The organism is Candidatus Tisiphia endosymbiont of Ditula angustiorana, from assembly GCF_964026425.1.
GTDB lineage: Bacteria > Pseudomonadota > Alphaproteobacteria > Rickettsiales > Rickettsiaceae > Tisiphia.
The window spans coordinates 420,048-437,398 of the sequence record NZ_OZ032143.1 but is presented as its reverse complement, the minus strand read 5'-3'; the positions used below and the strand labels follow the sequence as shown (position 1 = coordinate 437,398).

18 protein-coding genes and 1 pseudogene are annotated in these 17,351 nt (G+C 33.2%); 9 read left to right on the top strand and 10 right to left on the bottom strand.

The features are described from left to right. Positions 1 to 48: 48 nt before the first annotated feature. From AAGD29_RS01915 to AAGD29_RS01905, 3 genes are read right to left on the bottom strand one after another with little or no spacing between them, the layout of a single operon-like run. Positions 49 to 606 carry a histidine phosphatase family protein gene (locus tag AAGD29_RS01915; protein ID WP_341758308.1) on the bottom strand — a complete coding sequence of 186 codons (558 nt, stop codon included), beginning with the start codon at positions 604 to 606 and terminating at the stop codon, positions 49 to 51. Next, a complete protein-coding gene (locus AAGD29_RS01910) occupies positions 603 to 1,220 on the bottom strand; it encodes a phosphotransferase-like protein (RefSeq protein ID WP_341758307.1) in 618 nt (205 codons plus the stop codon). Before AAGD29_RS01910 ends, AAGD29_RS01915 begins: the two co-directional genes overlap by 4 nt. Beyond that, positions 1,213 to 2,025 carry a folate-binding protein gene (locus AAGD29_RS01905; RefSeq protein WP_341758306.1) on the bottom strand — a complete coding sequence of 271 codons (813 nt, stop codon included), beginning with the start codon at positions 2,023 to 2,025 and terminating at the stop codon, positions 1,213 to 1,215. Before AAGD29_RS01905 ends, AAGD29_RS01910 begins: the two co-directional genes overlap by 8 nt. Before the next feature lie 133 nt (positions 2,026 to 2,158). On the opposite strand from AAGD29_RS01905, the gene AAGD29_RS01900 reads away from it, so the two are divergent. Continuing rightward, the gene (locus tag AAGD29_RS01900) at positions 2,159 to 2,962 is read left to right on the top strand and encodes an RMD1 family protein (RefSeq protein ID WP_341758305.1); all 804 of its coding nucleotides are present in this window, start codon (positions 2,159 to 2,161) and stop codon (positions 2,960 to 2,962) included. Between the two features lie 485 nt (positions 2,963 to 3,447). On the opposite strand, the gene der is transcribed toward AAGD29_RS01900, so the two are convergent. Further along, entirely contained in the window at positions 3,448 to 4,797 is a 1,350-nt protein-coding gene (der, locus tag AAGD29_RS01895) for a ribosome biogenesis GTPase Der (RefSeq protein WP_341758820.1), read from the bottom strand. A gap of 132 nt (positions 4,798 to 4,929) precedes the next feature. Between der and phaZ the strand changes: the two genes are divergently transcribed. The 4 genes from phaZ (at position 4,930) to AAGD29_RS01875 (ending at position 9,516) form a co-directional block, all read left to right on the top strand. After that, a complete protein-coding gene (gene phaZ, locus AAGD29_RS01890; RefSeq protein ID WP_341758304.1) occupies positions 4,930 to 6,168 on the top strand; it encodes a polyhydroxyalkanoate depolymerase in 1,239 nt (412 codons plus the stop codon). Between the two features lie 280 nt (positions 6,169 to 6,448). Then, positions 6,449 to 7,396 (top strand): hypothetical protein, encoded by a 948-nt coding sequence (locus AAGD29_RS01885; RefSeq protein WP_341758303.1) that lies wholly within the window; start codon positions 6,449 to 6,451, stop codon positions 7,394 to 7,396. Positions 7,397 to 7,439: 43 nt separating this feature from the next. After that, on the top strand, positions 7,440 to 8,480 hold the full coding sequence (locus tag AAGD29_RS01880) for an IS630 family transposase (protein WP_341757979.1): 1,041 nt from the start codon (positions 7,440 to 7,442) through the stop codon (positions 8,478 to 8,480). A gap of 67 nt (positions 8,481 to 8,547) precedes the next feature. After that, positions 8,548 to 9,516 (top strand): hypothetical protein, encoded by a 969-nt coding sequence (locus tag AAGD29_RS01875; protein WP_341758302.1) that lies wholly within the window; start codon positions 8,548 to 8,550, stop codon positions 9,514 to 9,516. Here the strand turns inward: AAGD29_RS01875 and AAGD29_RS01870 are convergent. Next, positions 9,483 to 10,394: pseudogene (locus tag AAGD29_RS01870) on the bottom strand (IS5 family transposase). The gene AAGD29_RS01875 and the pseudogene AAGD29_RS01870 overlap by 34 nt on opposite strands. A gap of 66 nt (positions 10,395 to 10,460) precedes the next feature. Here AAGD29_RS01870 and AAGD29_RS01860 point away from each other — a divergent pair. After that, the gene (locus AAGD29_RS01860) at positions 10,461 to 10,652 is read left to right on the top strand and encodes a hypothetical protein (protein WP_341758301.1); all 192 of its coding nucleotides are present in this window, start codon (positions 10,461 to 10,463) and stop codon (positions 10,650 to 10,652) included. A 239-nt stretch (positions 10,653 to 10,891) separates the two neighbouring features. On the opposite strand, the gene clpP is transcribed toward AAGD29_RS01860, so the two are convergent. The 5 genes from clpP to AAGD29_RS01835 form a co-directional block, all read right to left on the bottom strand. Further along, complete coding sequence (gene clpP / locus AAGD29_RS01855; protein ID WP_341758300.1) at positions 10,892 to 11,494, bottom strand: ATP-dependent Clp endopeptidase proteolytic subunit ClpP; 603 nt, start codon at positions 11,492 to 11,494, stop codon at positions 10,892 to 10,894. Positions 11,495 to 11,627: 133 nt separating this feature from the next. Next, positions 11,628 to 12,599 (bottom strand): stomatin-like protein, encoded by a 972-nt coding sequence (locus tag AAGD29_RS01850; protein WP_341758299.1) that lies wholly within the window; start codon positions 12,597 to 12,599, stop codon positions 11,628 to 11,630. Positions 12,600 to 12,685: 86 nt separating this feature from the next. Continuing rightward, the gene (locus AAGD29_RS01845) at positions 12,686 to 13,699 is read right to left on the bottom strand and encodes an efflux RND transporter periplasmic adaptor subunit (RefSeq protein ID WP_341758298.1); all 1,014 of its coding nucleotides are present in this window, start codon (positions 13,697 to 13,699) and stop codon (positions 12,686 to 12,688) included. Continuing rightward, the gene (locus tag AAGD29_RS01840; RefSeq protein ID WP_341758297.1) at positions 13,675 to 14,436 is read right to left on the bottom strand and encodes a DUF2608 domain-containing protein; all 762 of its coding nucleotides are present in this window, start codon (positions 14,434 to 14,436) and stop codon (positions 13,675 to 13,677) included. Before AAGD29_RS01840 ends, AAGD29_RS01845 begins: the two co-directional genes overlap by 25 nt. Further along, a complete protein-coding gene (locus tag AAGD29_RS01835; RefSeq protein ID WP_341758296.1) occupies positions 14,433 to 15,197 on the bottom strand; it encodes an alpha/beta hydrolase in 765 nt (254 codons plus the stop codon). The genes AAGD29_RS01840 and AAGD29_RS01835 overlap by 4 nt, the downstream gene beginning before the upstream one ends. Before the next feature lie 24 nt (positions 15,198 to 15,221). Here AAGD29_RS01835 and AAGD29_RS01830 point away from each other — a divergent pair, with 24 nt between their 5' ends. The 3 genes from AAGD29_RS01830 to acpS all read left to right on the top strand — a co-directional run bounded on the left by AAGD29_RS01830 (position 15,222) and on the right by acpS (position 17,314). Then, positions 15,222 to 16,388, top strand: coding sequence for a glycosyltransferase family 4 protein (locus AAGD29_RS01830; protein WP_341758295.1), 1,167 nt, complete (start codon positions 15,222 to 15,224; stop codon positions 16,386 to 16,388). Between the two features lie 153 nt (positions 16,389 to 16,541). Next, a complete protein-coding gene (rpoZ, locus tag AAGD29_RS01825; protein WP_341758294.1) occupies positions 16,542 to 16,934 on the top strand; it encodes a DNA-directed RNA polymerase subunit omega in 393 nt (130 codons plus the stop codon). After that, complete coding sequence (gene acpS / locus AAGD29_RS01820; RefSeq protein WP_341758293.1) at positions 16,931 to 17,314, top strand: holo-ACP synthase; 384 nt, start codon at positions 16,931 to 16,933, stop codon at positions 17,312 to 17,314. Before rpoZ ends, acpS begins: the two co-directional genes overlap by 4 nt. The last annotated feature ends 37 nt before the right edge of the window (positions 17,315 to 17,351 follow it).

Here is a 17,351-nt window from a genome sequence, read left to right as displayed (position 1 = left end):
CCTAAGTCCAAAGATGTGGGTAATAGTAAGCTCACAACTAACCTGAGGTTAACTGAGTTCACACATAGACCATGATTGACTTTGTCCTATTGGTGGACTGTGAAAAATAGCAGAACAATTTTTAAGATGTATAATTGGCCAGCCTAAAAGTCTTTGGATAGCATAATAAACTCCACCATGTGCAACAATTAAAACTGGCTCTTGAAAGCTGAGTGCAATATTAATACCACGCAGAACTCTCTTGTCAAAATCATTTACATATTCTGCTCCTTGGTGAGGATTGCCATCTAGCCATCTCTTCAGAATATTATCATCAATGGGTTGACCTTCATATTCACCCCAACAACATTCTGCTAACTCCGGGACAATTGTAATATCAACCTTTAGCTTTTCATTGACAATCTCAGCAGTCCTGTATGCTCTTATAAGCAGGCTTGTGACAATATGCTTTATATCCTTTTCTTCAAGAATATCAGAGGCTTCCCGTGCTTGGTTTTCTCCAGTTTGATTGAGAGGAATATCCTGTGCACCCATGTAAATATGGTGTCTATTCCAATCTGTTTCACCATGACGTAAAAAATAAAAAGGTTTTAAGGGAAGCATCATAACTGTAATCTCTCATGCATAGTCATAAAACCTTGTGGTGCAGGATTTTCCTCTACAAAAGTCAGAATTTGCTTGGCAATCTCAAAAGGTGACCGGCTCGTAGTATCAACTGTTAAATCATATTCTCGCATGCTACCTGCATGGACTCTATCTATTTGGTCATTCGATAAACCTATAGCACGATCACAGCGTAAAATTTCTCGCTCTTGCATCACTGAAAGATCACAAAAAACTCCGACAAAATATACAATATGCCCTTTCAAGACTTTTATGTAAGATTTGAGATAAACATCATCAAATAAGACTTCATCGATGATAAGGTTGTTGTTACGACTTGCAAGTAGATTGGCAAAATCCGGCATGATACCAAAGAGCTGCTCACCCTTTGGCTTAGTTTCAACACGCATGGTTGGTCCACGGTCATTTATCCCCGGAACGAAGGAAAAGTATCCAACATCCAGTTTATCATCAGATGAGCATGGTAATGGTGTCATACTAATAAAAGTATCTATACCAAAAGTAAGCCAAGAATCCTTACTTAAATACTGTATTGCTCTTGCGATAGATGTTTTACCAGCAGAACCACATCCATTTAAAAATATAATTTTACTCATATGTACAGCTCCTCCAAGGTGGAACACACAAAGAAACAGTTTGGTTTTTTACAGTAATAACTGTGTTTTGTAATGAATGATAGTTGTCTAATCTAATTAAAGCTATTGCACTATTCTTATAGCTTGAACATACCACTCCAATTTTTGTATTATTTGCCATAATTTCATCATCTTTTGAGATATCTAGATTGTCTGTGTTAACGGATAATTTAAATATTTTTTTCCTTACTACTCCTTGGTATTTTGTTCTTGAAATAACTTCCTGTCCAATATAGCAACCCTTGGTATAACTTACAGCGTTTAATTCCTCACAGCCATATTCAACCGGAATAGATCTGTTGAAAATTAGATCCTCATACCCATCAACTATGGCAAAATTATATTTATCTTGCAGGTATAGTCCTGCTGTTCCTGCAGTTATTAGTACATCTTTACTAACAATGGAACGGAAACCGAGTTGATCATAACGAGGGTCTTTATATTCATTAAATTCCAACTGTTGTTTTGAGTAAATAACCTGATAGATGTTAGTTAAGTCGTTCACTTCAATTTTAGCACGTAATTTATACCGCACTAAGTGATTTTTAAATAAATCAGACTGATTAACATTTATATCAATAAAAAACCTTGTTGCTGATAGTTTTAATACAAAGAAATCAAATAAATACCTTCCTTGATTACTTAGAGCATAACTATAACAATAATTATTATTTTTTATATCATTAGTTGTCAAATTATGCAAGAAATTCATCGCATCATTACCAACAACTTCAATAATTGCTCTATTTGTTAATATTTCATGCATAATTACCAACTATGATATTTTAATTGACTTTAATAAGTTTTATAATACTATATTATACTGATGCAACAGTTGTTTGCTATAAATTATTTATTATATGAGATGTGCTTCCTACTGTACGACTTCTGAATATAAGATGAATGACTTAGTAATAAATCTTAATAAGATTGGTCTTGAACCTAAACACTTCGATGATGTACTATATATTCAAAAAGAACAAGTAAAAAACTTAGACCCTATAGATGTTTTCTTTTTCCCATTTGGCTGTGTTACTATATGGGGAGCTGAAGAAAGCCAAGAAAAAATGATTCTAGAAGACATAGTAGCTCTGCAAGCTAATCAAACTGACGAGATAATGTCTGACTTTATCTATTTTGATTATGATGAAACTACAGGCAAAACCTTTATAGATGAAGAAAAAAACCAAATCATTCTAGCAGATAAATCAACTTTTATAAAATTATCTATATCGCATGCTTTAGCTCAGTCAGTTAAGCTTAGTGTACTAGAAAAATCGGTAAGTAATCTAATTGTAAAAACAACCCCGATTCAACAAGAGCTAGCCAGCACTGGTAGTGTATCACTTTCCAAAAAAGAAATATCCCAACAAATTGGTATATTATTTAACGAACGATATTCTATTAATTTACACAGCGATATACTAGATACTCCTGAATTTTTTTGGCGTCGTCCTAGTTATGAACCTTTATACTTAATGACTGCAGAGTTTCAAGATATTCAAATTCGTCAGAATATTCTTAACCATCGACTGAACATGATCCATGAACTCTACAATATTTTGTCAAATGACTTAAACTATAAACACTCCACTAGACTTGAATGGATCATTATAATATTAATTACCATAGAAGTTGTACTATCCCTTGTTCACGATAAACTCTTTTTCAAAATAATTGGTTATCTTTTGAATGAAAGTTAATTAACTCTACTCACATAATCAAGTTTTTTTCTGAAGGCTACAATTCATGACAGTTTATGTCATTCCCGCTTCGGTGAGGAATCTAAAAAATAGCAAAGATAATGTAGTAAGATATTTTAGATCCCGCACCGAAGCAAGGATGACATCGATAGTGGTTAAACTTGCATCTATAACAGCTAATGATTGTGACTTTTAAATTACCCTGATACAATTCATGGTAGTTTATGTCATCCGAGCTACGGCTTTGCCCGCGTGGATCAAAAAGCCAACGTAAGTAATGTACTTACAGGATCAAAAACGATGTCATTCCCGCGTAGGCGGGAATCTAAAAAATAGCAAAGATAATATAGTAAGATATTTTAGATCCCGCACCGAAGCAAGGATGACATCGACCATTACTTAAAACTTGCACACTTGGTAAATTCAGATTATTTAGGCTTAAAATTTGAATTTATAATTTCTGATAGTTCTTGTCAATAGTAATCCTATGACTTTACATATGGATTCTCAGTTTTAGTATAAGTAAATCTTATTGGCACACCGGGTAAATTAAAAGCTTCCCGCAAGTTGTTTACAAGGTATCTAGTATAACTATCCGTGATTTTCTCAGGATTATTAGAGAATAGTTTAAAAGTTGGTGGGCGAGTTTTTGTTTGGGTCATATATTTAATTCTAACACGTCTGCCACCTTTTTGTAAGGGCAGCGGATGTTGCTCGAGTGCAAAACCTAACCAATTATTCAGTTTACTGGTAGCAATTTTTTTATTCCATAAAGTATAAATTTTTATAGCCTCATCTAGTACCATATTAATATTCTGCTTTTTTAAGGCTGATATGAATATTATCGGTACTCCTTTAACTTGCGGTAGATTGCTTTCCATCTTATAAAGAAATTCTTCCTTAAATTTATCTTTATTTTTCCCTTCAATTAAATCCCACTTATTAACTACTATGAGCAGGCTTCTGCCCTGCTCTATAACATAACTGGCAATATTTAGATCTTGTTGCTCCAAATTCGTTCGTGCATCAACCATCAAAATAACAGTATTAGCAAACTTAATACTATTAATAGTATCAGAAGCTGATAATTTTTCTAAGGACTTGTTAATAGCTCCCTTTTTTCTTAGACCAGCCGTATCAATTAATTTAAATTTATTATCATTATATAGCCAATCAATTTCTATAGATTCCCTTGTTATACCGGCTTCAGGTCCTGTTAACAATCTTTCATTGTTAATAATACTATTAATAAGAGTAGATTTTCCTGCATTTGGTCTACCACTCACCACTATTTGTATACAGTCAGCCTTTATTGGATCAGTTAATTCTTCCTCTAATTCCTCATCTCCTAATTCTTCAGTTATTGCATCGTGTAAATCTGCCATACCAACACCATGTTCTGCAGAAATTGGCACTACATTATCAAAACCAAGCTTGTAGTATTCTTTAGCAAAATCAAACCGTCCTTCACATTTATTGACAATCAACACAGATTTTTTATCATATCTTCTGATAAAATTAGCAAAAAACTTATCTTCCGGTAATACGCCATCCTTACCATCCACCATAAGGCATAGCAAGTCTGCTTCTAGGATGGCTTCTACAGTCTGTTGCATCATTCTATATTCTAATTTTTCACCGATTGCTTCTTCTAAACCAGGAGTATCAATTACCGTAAAATCAAATGGTCCAATTTGGGCATCAGAGTATTTTCGATCACGTGTTACCCCCGGGAGATCATGTACGATAGCCTTTTTCCTTATAGCCAAACGATTAAAGAGCGTAGACTTCCCTACATTGGGTCTACCAATAATCGCCACAATTTTTTTATGCATCACCTTTATATTATCATAATAATTCATTAGCACTAATACCCAAATCATTTGAATATTGCAGTATTTGAGTATATTATTAACACTTAATTATATAAAATTAAAGCATAAACAGACTTCTCAAGGACAAATATTATGCATAATGGCAGTTCTAATAATCTTTATTATGCACTAGAAGGCTTTAAAACTATGCTTATTCCAATGCGAGCAAACATAGAAATTTTAGAGCAATGGTTTAAAAATAGTAATAATCCTATAAAAGATAGCGGCTATAGTCACGTTATGTTAGCATATTTGACTCTTGCTGAGAGGATGACTAGAACATACAAGAAGCCAAAATTTAACATTAATGAATGTATTATTGATGGTACGTCTTATGTTGTTAAAGAAAAAACAGTTGCTACTAAAACATTTTGTCAATTAAAGCATTTTAGCAAAATTGGTATTAAGCAAAAAATGCCAAAATTATTAATAATCGCTCCACTGTCAGGACACCATGCTACCTTACTTAGGGACACTGTAACTGAAATGCTCCCATACGCAGATGTATATATTACAGATTGGCTTGATGCAAGCACTATACCTAATCAACTTGGTAAATTTAACTTAGATGATTTTATAGACTACTTAATTGAGTTTATGACGCTTCTAGGATCAAATCTGCACACTACGGCAGTATGCCAACCAACAGTCCCCCTTCTAGCTGCCATTAGTATAATGTCTGCAAATAATGATGTAAATGTATCGCGGTCAATGATTTTGATAGGTGGACCTATTGATGCAAGGCTTAATTCTACAGATGTTGACTTGTTTGCAATCCATAAAAGCATGCAATGGTTTTGCCAAATGATGATTACATCCGTCCCCTTTAACTATCCTGGTTACGGAAGAAATGTCTATCTAGGGTTTGTACAACTTATGGGTTTTATCAGTTTAAATATTCCTCGGCATATTAATTCGCATTTGGATTTACTACAAAATTTGCTAGATGGCAACCTTGAAAAAGCTAATCATACCATAAAATTTTATGATGAATATTTAGCCACTATGGATATGACATCGGAATTCTATCTCCAAACAATACAAGAAGTATTTAAAGATTTTGCTCTTGCCAAAGATGAATTTGTCTCAAAAAATCGTAAAGTTCATTTAAAAAATATAACAAAATGTGCTTTACTAGGCATCGAAGGCGAGAATGATGATATAGCTGCGGTTGGACAAACTAAAACTGCATTAGATTTGTGTTCCGGTATTCCTATGGTAATGAAAAAATATCATTTACAAAAGGGAGTTGGGCATTACGGCTTATTTAGTGGTAGCAAATTCAAACAGTTTATTGTACCGATAATTAGGGATTTTATATATACTCGATAATCAAGTTTTTTTTTGAAGGCTACAATTCATGGCAGTTTATGTCATCCCCGCGTAGGCGGGGATCTATATTACTTAATAGTCTTTCAGGCTATTTTCTTTAGATCCCAGCTTTCGCTGGGATGACATCGAGTGCATATTAAGCACTTTTTCCTTTATCTATTAGGTTTGCAGCCCGACTTTTAAATTACCCTAGACTTCTAATGCAAAAAAGTTATTGCATTAACCGTCAATCTGTTTATAACGGTAATAGTTAATGTTTAACTAATTAAATGCAAATTATATGAGCAAAATAAAATTTCAGCTTTTACCACAAAGAGAAAATAAAGTGAATTTTGATTCACTTTATTTACTTCCAACAAGACAAAGTAATAAAGCTTTTATAAACAATATTTGTTCTAATGCTCATTATGAAGTGTTAATGGAACTAATTAAGAAAAAAATGTTGGGGGATAATACAGAACTAACAACAGAATATTTGCTTGTTAATTTACATTCTCATCAAGAATATAAGGGGATGCAGTATACATACAACAAATCATTTGCCAAATTTATTGAAAACTATGCCAATATTAAAATTGGCAAAATTCATCCAACTGATCCAAGAATCAAATTTGAGAAACCAAATGATAATATAGTAAAAGTAATCTCTAGCAAAAATAATTTAAATATAAGTCAAAGTGAAAAGATATGGACATCTTATGCCGAAGCATTACTAAACTTACACAACTATAAATCACAAAACACAGTAACACCTAAAGAGATATCCTGTATAAAACAGTCTTTCCTATCAATTATAGATTCTATAGATAAGAACGATCTGTTTATTGAATTATTTTATGATTTTACCAAAGTTATTGGATCAATGGATCGAGATACTTTAACAGTAATTCGTAATAAGCAACTCTTTAAAGATTCAATAATACTTTCCCAAAACTTAACACAGTATTTTATTAATATTCATAATATAGAAGACGCAAAATATTTTTTAAACATTACAGATCAATTAATACGTTCTTCTCAACTTCATGAGATTGATAAACAACAAGATTTTAAAGTATTACAAGCCAATCATTACTGGAATAATGGACTGCTGCTAATACTTGAGAATAAACTTTTAGAAGCTACAGATTATTTTGAAAAATATTATCAATATAATGCTGATCAAGATGCTGTCATTAAATTATATCATCTATACGATAAAATAGGAGAATATACTACTCATAAATGAAGAGTTGCAAAGATAGGAGAGATATTATAAAGTTTAGGACATTATGAGTAAGAATGTATTGACAGAAGAACAAAGAGAAAAGTTGAAGGAACGTCATAAGACAGAACGAGACGGACGCATACGTGATCGTATTAAGGCAGTTTTGATGTATGACGATGGGTATAGTAATGTAGAGATTGCTAAGGTACTACTCTTGAGCCACGAAGCGATAAGAAAACATATTGTTGATTATCAAAAAGCCAATAAGCTTAATACCGACAATGGGGGTAGTGCAAGCAAATTAAGTGATGGTGAGAAGACAGAATTAGTGACTCACCTAGAAGCAAATAATTATGTTTATGCGAAAGATATTATGCATCACATTGAGAACAAATATGGTGTGACATATACGATAACGGGAGTAACAAAATTACTATACAAACTGGGATTTGTTTACAAGAAGCCGAAAATAGTACCGGCTAAGCTGGATTTTGACAAGCAAGAATTATTTAAGTTAAACTACAGTTTGCTAAAAGGGAATCTCAGAGATAAGGAAGCTATATATTTTATGGATGGTGTTCATCCTCAGTATCAAGCAAGGGCAAGGTGTGGTTGGATAAGAAAGAACCAAGATAAAACCTTACCAACATTCAGTGGCTGGAAAAGAAAGCACATGATTGGTGCTATTAACCTAGCCGATTTGCAGTTAGTAAGTACAGAGAACCCCAAAATAAATGGGGAGCAGATAGTTAATTTTTTACAAAAGTTAGAAGAGGAGAATAGTGACAAGGAGAGAATATATTTAATCTGTGACAATGCTAGTTACCACAAATCCAAGAAAGTCAAGGAATACCTAGTAAATACGAAAATAGAGCTAGTATTTTTGCCATCATATAGTCCAAATCTGAACCCAATTGAGAGATTATGGAAGTTTATGCACCGTATTACAACTAATAATAAATTTTATCATAATTTTGAACAATTTTCGGAAGCAATAAACAAATTTTTTAGCAACATCGGTGATTATAAAGATAGGTTACGTACCTTAATAAACGATAATTTCCAAACTATTACCGTTAACCATTTCTGCAACTCTTCAGGTTAATTGAGTATATAATAAAGCAGAGGATATATTTAATAAACATCAAGATGCGTTACCTTGTGTAAAGATGATGAAAAATATTTTACATAACCAAGAATATACTGAATTGCAATTAATAAAAGATTTATGTTATGCAGATAAGTACAATATAGTTATTAGCAATCTTAAATTGGCTATATCATTAAATGATGAAGAACACATAGAATCTTATAGGTCAATATTAAAAGATGAGATAGTAAAGAAAAAAGAAGAGTTTAAAAAAATCTTACCTAAATTTCAGGCAGAAGCTAGATTATTATTAGATAATTGTGTTGAGAATGTCAGTGCAATTATAAAAAAGCTTGATCCTGATATAACATCAGCACTATTTTATAAGCTGTCAGTATTATATTCTGATATTTCCAATTATAACATTGCCTTAAAATATATAGATCTAGCTATATGCTATAAATCAAACGATCCTTTATACTTATTTCACAAAGACATTTTAGAAATTTGTAAGGAACTTTTAGAGACTCCTCAGGAATCGTATCCGGAAGAGCAAGCAGAAATTGCACACAAAGAACTGAATGAAATAACTCTAAGTAATGACGAAGAGTCACAGATAGAAAAAAGAGTTACAAAAGAAAAAACTAGACCAACACAAACTTTGTCTTCGTATGATGATATAATTGATAGCTATGACCCTCAAAAAATAGACCAATACTTCAAATTAAGTAAAAAACTTCTTTTAGAACAATCGATAAATCCAGTTAATAAAGATCAAGATGCTGGATGGACAATCAATGAAGAGACTAAAATTAAGTTATTAGATGCAATTAATATATTTCCTAATTTATACGCTGCTATTGATTCTAGTTTAAAATTAGATATTAATCTTAGTAAGTGGGAGAATATTCTAACAAAAGGTTTTACCTCAAGAAAAAATGCTGAAAATGGAATTAAGTACTTAAAACATGGTATTTATGAAGCAAAAGATTGTAGTAGTGATACTAGGGTGTGTCATCAATTGAGCCAAATTACCATGGAAGCCATATAAACAGCACCCAAAAAGTTCTGAGATGTTTTGTCAAATCGTGTTGCAATAGCTCTATATTGCTTCAATTTTGCAAAAAAGTTCTCAATCAAATGCCTAGCTTTATATAGGTCCTTATCATACTTAGCTGGATTCACACGATTCTTCTTTGGGGGAATCACAGCTATACATCCCTTATCTTTCAGCTTATCTCGCATACGTACATCGGCATCATAAGCCTTATCAGCAAGTACAGCATCCGCTTTCGTCAATTCATTCATCAAAACATCAGATCCTTGCAAATCATGAGCTTGACCCGGGGTAAGATGGAATCCCGTTGGATTCCCTAGAGCATCACATGTGGCATGGATTTTAGTACTCAGCCCCCCTTTACCTCGTCCAATTGCTTGGTCATCATCTAACTCTTTTTTTTAGCACCGGCACTATGTTGATGAGCCCTAACAATGGTTGAATCAATCATGGCATACTCGTTATCAGCATCTTCAGCCAGCATCTCAAAAACCTTTTTCCACACACCTGTCTTGCTCCACCTTGAATGACGTAGGTGAATCACTCGAAAATCTCCAAAACGTTCAGGTAGGTCTCTCCAAGGTATATACTCGATGAAAATCAACAATTGCGTTGTTGTTGTCCAAGACCTGCGGTGCTCACGTACTAATGTACGCTGTGCTCCTCGGCTTGGACACTCCTAGCACTTGTTGATTTTGATCTTCGTCTACCAACTCTTCATTTACGAGCAGTATACCAGCCCTATATCGATACAAGACTGCTTCTACAAATAGGCGATTATCCTTGGCTGTTACACCAACAGACTCTTCCCTTCCAGGTAGCTTATCTTTAATCCGATCCCATTGATCGTCACGTAGAGCATATCGACGCATAGAGAAAATTTATCCTTAATTTTTTCTCTATTACACAACAAATAAACGCTCCTGTCAACTTAATTGATGACACACCCTAGATTACTGGCTTATAAAACTTATATAAATGAATATAACAAAAAATTAATGTTATTTACTAAAGAAATGAATCATAAAGAAGTAGCAAAATATACAGAAAACACTACTTACGAAGAGATTTATTGTACTAATCATAATAACGAACCACAACTAATGGGAGCATCGTCAATGGATGAGTAGGAGTCAAGACTCAGTTTAACAATTAGCCTTAAGGCCACTCAATTGCAGGATAATGCAAAAATCACAATTAATAGTTGTTATAGATATAAATTCAACCACCATCGATGTCATCCCAGCTTTCGCTGGGATGACATCGAGTGCATATTAAGCACTTTTTCCTTTATCTATTAGGTTTGCAGCCCGACTTTTAGTTTATGTCATCCGAGCTGCGGCGAGGATGCAAAAATAACCTGCAAAGGCTATTTTCTTACTAAGATTTTTGCTCTATCGGTGATGATTTCATCAACAAGTCCAAAAGATTTAGCTACTTCAGGATCCATGAAATTATCACGTTCCATACTTTTCTCAATAGAATCTAGTTCTTGCCCTGTATGCTTGACATATAAGTTATTGAGCATTCTTTTTAATTTCATGGTTTCTTTAGCATGAATTTCTATATCTGTAGCTTGCCCTTGGTAACCACCTGACGGTTGATGGATCATTATACGACTATGTGGTAGGGAATAACGCATATTTTTCTCACCAGCAGTAAGCAACAAAGACCCCATGGAACAAGCCTGCCCTATACAAAGAGTAGAAATTTTAGGTTTAATATATTGCATAGTATCATAAATTGCCAAGCCAGAAGTCACAACACCACCAGGAGAGTTAATATACATAAAAATATCTTTTTCTGGATTTTCTGCCTCTAAGAATAGTAATTGTGCAATCACCACATTGGCCATATAATCTTCAATTTGACCACAAACAAAAACGATGCGTTCCTTTAATAACCTAGAATAGATATCATAGGCTCTTTCCCCCCTAGGGGTTTGTTCAATTACTATAGGCACGTATGTCATTAAATTTTCTCCTAAATTTATTGTAACCTGAATTCGATATAACTTGTTATCAGTATCATCCCCTGTTAGGTGTGATATCGAAGATGCTAAGAATAATAATTATTTTTATGTCGAATTCAAGTTAAATAAGTAATTACTCACTAGCACTCGTTTGTTTCTTCACAGAAGATTCTTTAGACAATTTTTTATTGCTCACTGATTTTAGCTGATCAAAAATGCTTAAAGCTTGAGTTATAAAGCTTCCTGGTTCAGAAAGATTTGCTGGTAGAATTACTGTATTACTATCTTTGGCTAACTCACCAAAAGCATTTATATATTGTTCAGCAATTTTTAAAGATACTGCGTCATTACCCCCAGACTTTTGAATAGATGCGGCAATAACTTCAATACTTTTAGCAGTAGCCATTGCTACTAATCCTATTGCCTCAGCTTCACCTTTAGCTCTATTGACTTGGTCAGTATAGGAAGCTTCAGAATTTAATACAACTTGAGCCTTCTCACCTTCTGCATGGTTTATTTTTGCTTGTCTATTGCCTTCTGAATCCAAAATTTGAGCTCGTTTCTGACGTTCTGCTGCAACTTGTAATTCCATCGCTTTAAGTATTGTTTGCGGTGGCTGAATATCTTTAATTTCATAACGCATACATTGTATCCCCCAATTTATTGCAGCTTGGTTAATAGCAGACACAATAGCGATGTTCAAGGTTTCTCGTTCTTCAAAAGTCCTATCTAATGGTAATTTACCTATTTCTGAACGCATGGTTGTCTGTGCAAGCTGTGTGATGGCATAATATGGACTACTAACACCATAAGATGCAGCAACTGGATCAACAATTTTTACATATAAAACACCATCTATTAATAACGTAACATTATCATTGGAAATGGCTGTTTGAGCAGTAACATCAATAGCTTCCTCCTTCAAAGTGTGTTTATAGGCTACTCTCTGAATCACTGGTATCAAAATATTCAATCCAGGCTGCAAAACCCTATCAAATTTTCCAAACTTTTCTACAACCCATGCTTGTTGTTGTGGTACAACCTTAACCATCTGTACAATAATAAGAATTGCCACGATACTACAAACTAATAATATATATTCCATTTTAATCCTCTGTTAATTTAATCTTAGTTGATGACATCGTTCGCAGTTGATGCTTAACAATGTAACTTTGTTACATTGAATTCAGGTTAATCTAACAATTTGACGACACTACCATCATAAATCTTAGTAACTCCTTCCAGTACCACCATATCTCCTTCCTTAATTTCGTTTGATATAATCTCTGTTAAACCATTTAAACTAGTGCCAAGTGTAACATAAAGTTGTTGTACCTTATTGTCATTGAGTTTATATACAAAATACTCACCTTTATTATTACTCTGTACTGATTGATTAGGCACAGCTAAATTCCTATGTTTGTTAAGAATTAGATCTATATTTACATAGCTTCCATGCACAATATTACTATTAGAATCAACGATAATTTTAGCACTTATAGTGCCATTATCTGAAACATATTGTGAGATTTCAGCAATTTTTCCATTAATTAATCCACCCTTATTATCGGTTATCACTAAATTAGTGGATTCTGACACCTGATTATAAAGCCCCTCAGGTAGCTCCATTAAAATATTATTAGTAGTAGAGTTTTGAGCAATAATGCTAAAAAGATAATCTCCTTGTTTTATCTTATCCCCTATTTTGGATTTTATTATACCAATATATCCATCAAATGGAGCTATAAGAACCATATCGTTATAACTATTCATTGCTTTAGCAAAAGCAAGCTTAGCTTCTTCTAACTCGCTGCTAGATTTGTCTAGCACATCACTACTAATATATTTTTTGGCAAGTAATTCCTTGTTACGGCTATAAGAAGCCTTGGCTTTTCTTAAAGAGACTTCCGCTTGTGACTTAATTGACATAGCTAAATCTTGGTCAATAATAAGCAAAACATCACCTTGATGGATCTTACCTCCTTGGGAAGTAGATACTAAATCAAGTCTACCAGAAACATTTGCATAATAATCACGGCTCATACCACTCTTACATTGTCCTATAACGCTGAAAACATTATATAAATCAGCCATTTGTACTTTAGTAGCTTTTACCCCAATACTTTCTTGTTCTTCAGCTATAGCACAGCAAGAAGTAATGCATATACACAAAAAAATAATTATAGTTTTAAATCTGTTATCCAACGATGTTCCTTCTCTAAAATCTCAAAACGAATTTTTTCACTTTTTTTATCTAGTTCTGTTTCCGGGATCAAAGAAGCTCCGTCAAATTCAAAACCATAAAAATTAATCTGTAATTTGCTACATATTTTTGCCACTGACTCAATATTTTCTAAAATATCGTCAACAAATATTATTGTTTTAGGATAGTAGTTTTTTTTGTGTAAAATATTCTCTAATACTGCACCTTTATCAACATCGGCTGTAAGAATCACCCCTTCTTTCATCATTGGCACACCACCCCCAATATGTAATTCATCAACTAATATTTCCTCTTTTATCGGAGTAGATTTCATAAAATCTATATTTATCCCTTTAAGCTCTGTAAGACGCCAATTGGTAAAATCCTCAATAACACCAAATTTCCCTGTATATAATTTGGTCAGAGCAGCAGTTGGGATTTGCATCTTCCATAATCTACCTAGTATATCAGTTATATTATAGTCCACTAAGCGAATAGTACGATTTTTTAAAATAATACTGAATAAAAGATGTCTTTCTTCTCTCGTAAGACGGTTTTTGCTTTCAGCACGCCACTGCCGTCTATAAGGATGAGTTAAGCGATATTCATCTTGATCCATGATAAGTACGTCATCTACATCAAAAAGCACCAAACTATCTTGATCTAGCTTATCTATTACTTCTGATATTTTTAAAAAATCGGAAACCTTAGTTGTTTTAGCAAATATATGTTTATTCATAGTTCTAATGATAAGTTTATTATTTCTTCCAAAGAATTAGCTATTATAGCTAAATCTGATTCTCGTACAAGAGTATGAACTCCGTCTTTTATTAATTTCATCACTACCATATCACTAGTAATCTTTTCTACAAGGTTATTTGAGATGGTATAAGGTACGTCCTCATCTAGCATCCCGTGAATTAAATGAATAACTCCCTTAAGATTAATACTATTTGAATTTAGTAACAAGTGATTTCTAGCTTCGAGTATTAATTGATAACTTATTGGATATTTATAGTTGCAATTAGGGCTGCCAATTTCAAGGTGATTTTGTTGTTGCATTTGTGTTTTTTGCATTTCAGTTAAATTTTGCCAAATAGTTTCTGTAAAATCTAGGGCAGGAGCAATACAAACAAGACCACAAACTTTACTAGGAAATTTTATAGCAGCAAGAATGGCTAACCAACCACCCATGCTGGAGCCTATTATAATAGCTGGTTGCACTACAAGTTTATTTAAAACTAGTTCAACCCCTGTAAGCCAAGATCCAATCGTTTCATCTAGAAATCTACCTGATGATTCTCCATGACCAAAGTTATCAAATGTGATAAAATTATAATCACGTTTTTTACAGTAATTCTCAAGAAATATAGCCTTTTTACCATTCATACCCGACATTAAGCCATGCAAAAAAATTACCGATGGCATATTTTTTTTACTACTTTCGTGATGATTGTAAGTGATAAATCTTTTCTTTTCTGTATTATATATTTTACGCATTTAAATTAATTATGTAAAAGATTAATGATTTCATCAGATTCACCCAAACGATATCATAAACCCACCATTTTGCAAGTAGTTCCAGCTTTATTCTCTGGTGGAGTAGAGCGAGGAACAATTGAAGTGGCTAAAATGTTAAAAAAAGTTGATTATAACGTGATTGTAGTTTCATCTGGTGGTTCATTGGTTGAAGAATTAGTGGCGGCAGGAGTGCCACATATTTCTATGAATAGTGCTACTAAAAATCCTTTGACAATATGGAAAAACGCAAGAATTCTGTCAGAAATAATTAAGGAATATAACGTAGATATAGTACATGCAAGATCGAGAGCTCCAGCTTGGAGTTGTTATATGGCGGCAAAGGCTACAGGTGCTAAATTCTTAACAACATTTCACGGAGTCTACAACATCTCGAATCCTTTCAAACATTTTTATAATAGCGTCATGGTCAAAGGCGAAAAGATCATAGCTGTGTCTAATTTTGTAAAACACCATATATTAATTAATTATCAAATCCTAGAAGATCAAATTGTTGTAATATGTCGAGGGGTAGATTATCGTTATTTCGATCCAAAAAATGTTACAGAAGAAAAATTACTAAAACATAAAAAGAAATACGGTATATCTAACAATACTCCTATAATATTATTACCATCAAGAATGACCAGTTGGAAGGGGCATCTTACCCTTGTTGAAGCACTTGGCAAATTAAAACATCTAGATTTCTACTGTCTAATGGTTGGAGATTTATCCAAACATCCCAATTTTACCAACCGAGTAAAATCTCTTATAAACTTATTGAAGCTACAAAGTAAAATTCAAATTTTTGGTAATGAAGCTGATATGCTCAGCCTTTACGGTATTTCAGATATAGTAATATCTACTTCAATTGAGCCAGAAGCATTTGGTCGAACTATAACTGAAGGACAATCAATGGAAAAGCTAGTAATTGCTACAAATATAGGTGGAGCTATTGAAACAATATTAGATAAAAAAACTGGATTTCATGTCAAACCAAACGATGCTGTCGATTTAGCAGAAAAAATCGAACATTGCTTATCTATACTCAAAACCAATGAAGGTAAAAAAATACAACAAGCAGCAAGAAAAGCAGTAATCGATAATTTTTCCCTTGATTTAATGCTTAGTAAAACCTTAGATTTATATAAAGAAATGCTCAAAAAAACATAATATTTCCCCCAGTTCTTTGTAGTTCCCTTATATCTTTCCACCTGTAGCTACGATTTTTAAACTACCATAGAGAGGCAATGAAAATTCTATTCTTGAAATATACTAATTATACTTTATACTGATCCGTTATTGTAAGATTAAAAAGAGAGTATTATGGCTAGAATAACGATTGAAGATTGTGTTGGCAAAATTCACGATAGGTTTAAACTTGTAGCTTTAGCTGCTCAAAGAGCAAATGATATAAATTCCGGTAGTAAAATGACTATTAATAACGTTAAAGGTGATAAGGCAACTGTGCTGGCATTACGTGAAATAGCTGCTGGTCATATAACGATTCCAGCCCTAAAGGCACAATTATTAAAACGTCTTCGAACAAAAAGTAGAATCGATCCTATTGATGAAGAAAATACTGATGCTTCCCTTGATACTGCTGTAGAAGAGTTTGATTATTTACCAAGCGGCTCAGATCTTTGTGTTACTGAAGACTACTCTGATTTAGATGATCAAATATTTGATGATACTGCTAGTGATGATGAACAAAAATGATTATTGGTGTTGGTACAGATATAGTACAAATTCCAAGAATAGAAAGGATCTTAAACCTATATGACCAGCGTTTTATAAACAAAATTCTTTCTAAAACGGAAATACAAAAGCTAACTTCTCTAAGCAAAGACCAATATGGTTGTTTTTTGGCAAAAAGGTTTGCTGCGAAAGAAGCAGTTAGCAAAGCCCTTGGTGTCGGAATTGGGCGGGGTTTACAATTTAAAGACATCTCTGTACTAAATGATGCCTTAGGAAAGCCCTTTGTCCAAATTTGTCATCCTGAAAATCCAAACAAATTTGGACAAATCAAAATTCACTTGTCCATTTCAGACGATTACCCAACTTCTGTAGCTTTTGCAGTCATTACCTCTAAGGTTTAGAGCATAGCACCCTACTTTTTTCTATAATCGTCATCGC

Coding starts and splice junctions, on each gene's coding strand:
- AAGD29_RS01880 (WP_341757979.1), top strand. CDS start 7,440: ATGAGTAAGAATGTATTGACAGAAGAACAAAGAGAAAAGTTGAAGGAA.
- AAGD29_RS01905 (WP_341758306.1), bottom strand. CDS start 2,025: ATGCATGAAATATTAACAAATAGAGCAATTATTGAAGTTGTTGGTAAT.
- AAGD29_RS01840 (WP_341758297.1), bottom strand. CDS start 14,436: ATGAATAAACATATATTTGCTAAAACAACTAAGGTTTCCGATTTTTTA.
- AAGD29_RS01900 (WP_341758305.1), top strand. CDS start 2,159: ATGAATGACTTAGTAATAAATCTTAATAAGATTGGTCTTGAACCTAAA.
- AAGD29_RS01835 (WP_341758296.1), bottom strand. CDS start 15,197: ATGCGTAAAATATATAATACAGAAAAGAAAAGATTTATCACTTACAAT.
- der (WP_341758820.1), bottom strand. CDS start 4,797: ATGCATAAAAAAATTGTGGCGATTATTGGTAGACCCAATGTAGGGAAG.
- AAGD29_RS01885 (WP_341758303.1), top strand. CDS start 6,449: ATGAGCAAAATAAAATTTCAGCTTTTACCACAAAGAGAAAATAAAGTG.
- rpoZ (WP_341758294.1), top strand. CDS start 16,542: ATGGCTAGAATAACGATTGAAGATTGTGTTGGCAAAATTCACGATAGG.
- AAGD29_RS01850 (WP_341758299.1), bottom strand. CDS start 12,599: ATGGAATATATATTATTAGTTTGTAGTATCGTGGCAATTCTTATTATT.
- AAGD29_RS01910 (WP_341758307.1), bottom strand. CDS start 1,220: ATGAGTAAAATTATATTTTTAAATGGATGTGGTTCTGCTGGTAAAACA.
- clpP (WP_341758300.1), bottom strand. CDS start 11,494: ATGACATACGTGCCTATAGTAATTGAACAAACCCCTAGGGGGGAAAGA.
- AAGD29_RS01915 (WP_341758308.1), bottom strand. CDS start 606: ATGATGCTTCCCTTAAAACCTTTTTATTTTTTACGTCATGGTGAAACA.
- acpS (WP_341758293.1), top strand. CDS start 16,931: ATGATTATTGGTGTTGGTACAGATATAGTACAAATTCCAAGAATAGAA.
- AAGD29_RS01830 (WP_341758295.1), top strand. CDS start 15,222: ATGATTTCATCAGATTCACCCAAACGATATCATAAACCCACCATTTTG.
- AAGD29_RS01875 (WP_341758302.1), top strand. CDS start 8,548: ATGAAAAATATTTTACATAACCAAGAATATACTGAATTGCAATTAATA.
- AAGD29_RS01860 (WP_341758301.1), top strand. CDS start 10,461: ATGACACACCCTAGATTACTGGCTTATAAAACTTATATAAATGAATAT.
- phaZ (WP_341758304.1), top strand. CDS start 4,930: ATGCATAATGGCAGTTCTAATAATCTTTATTATGCACTAGAAGGCTTT.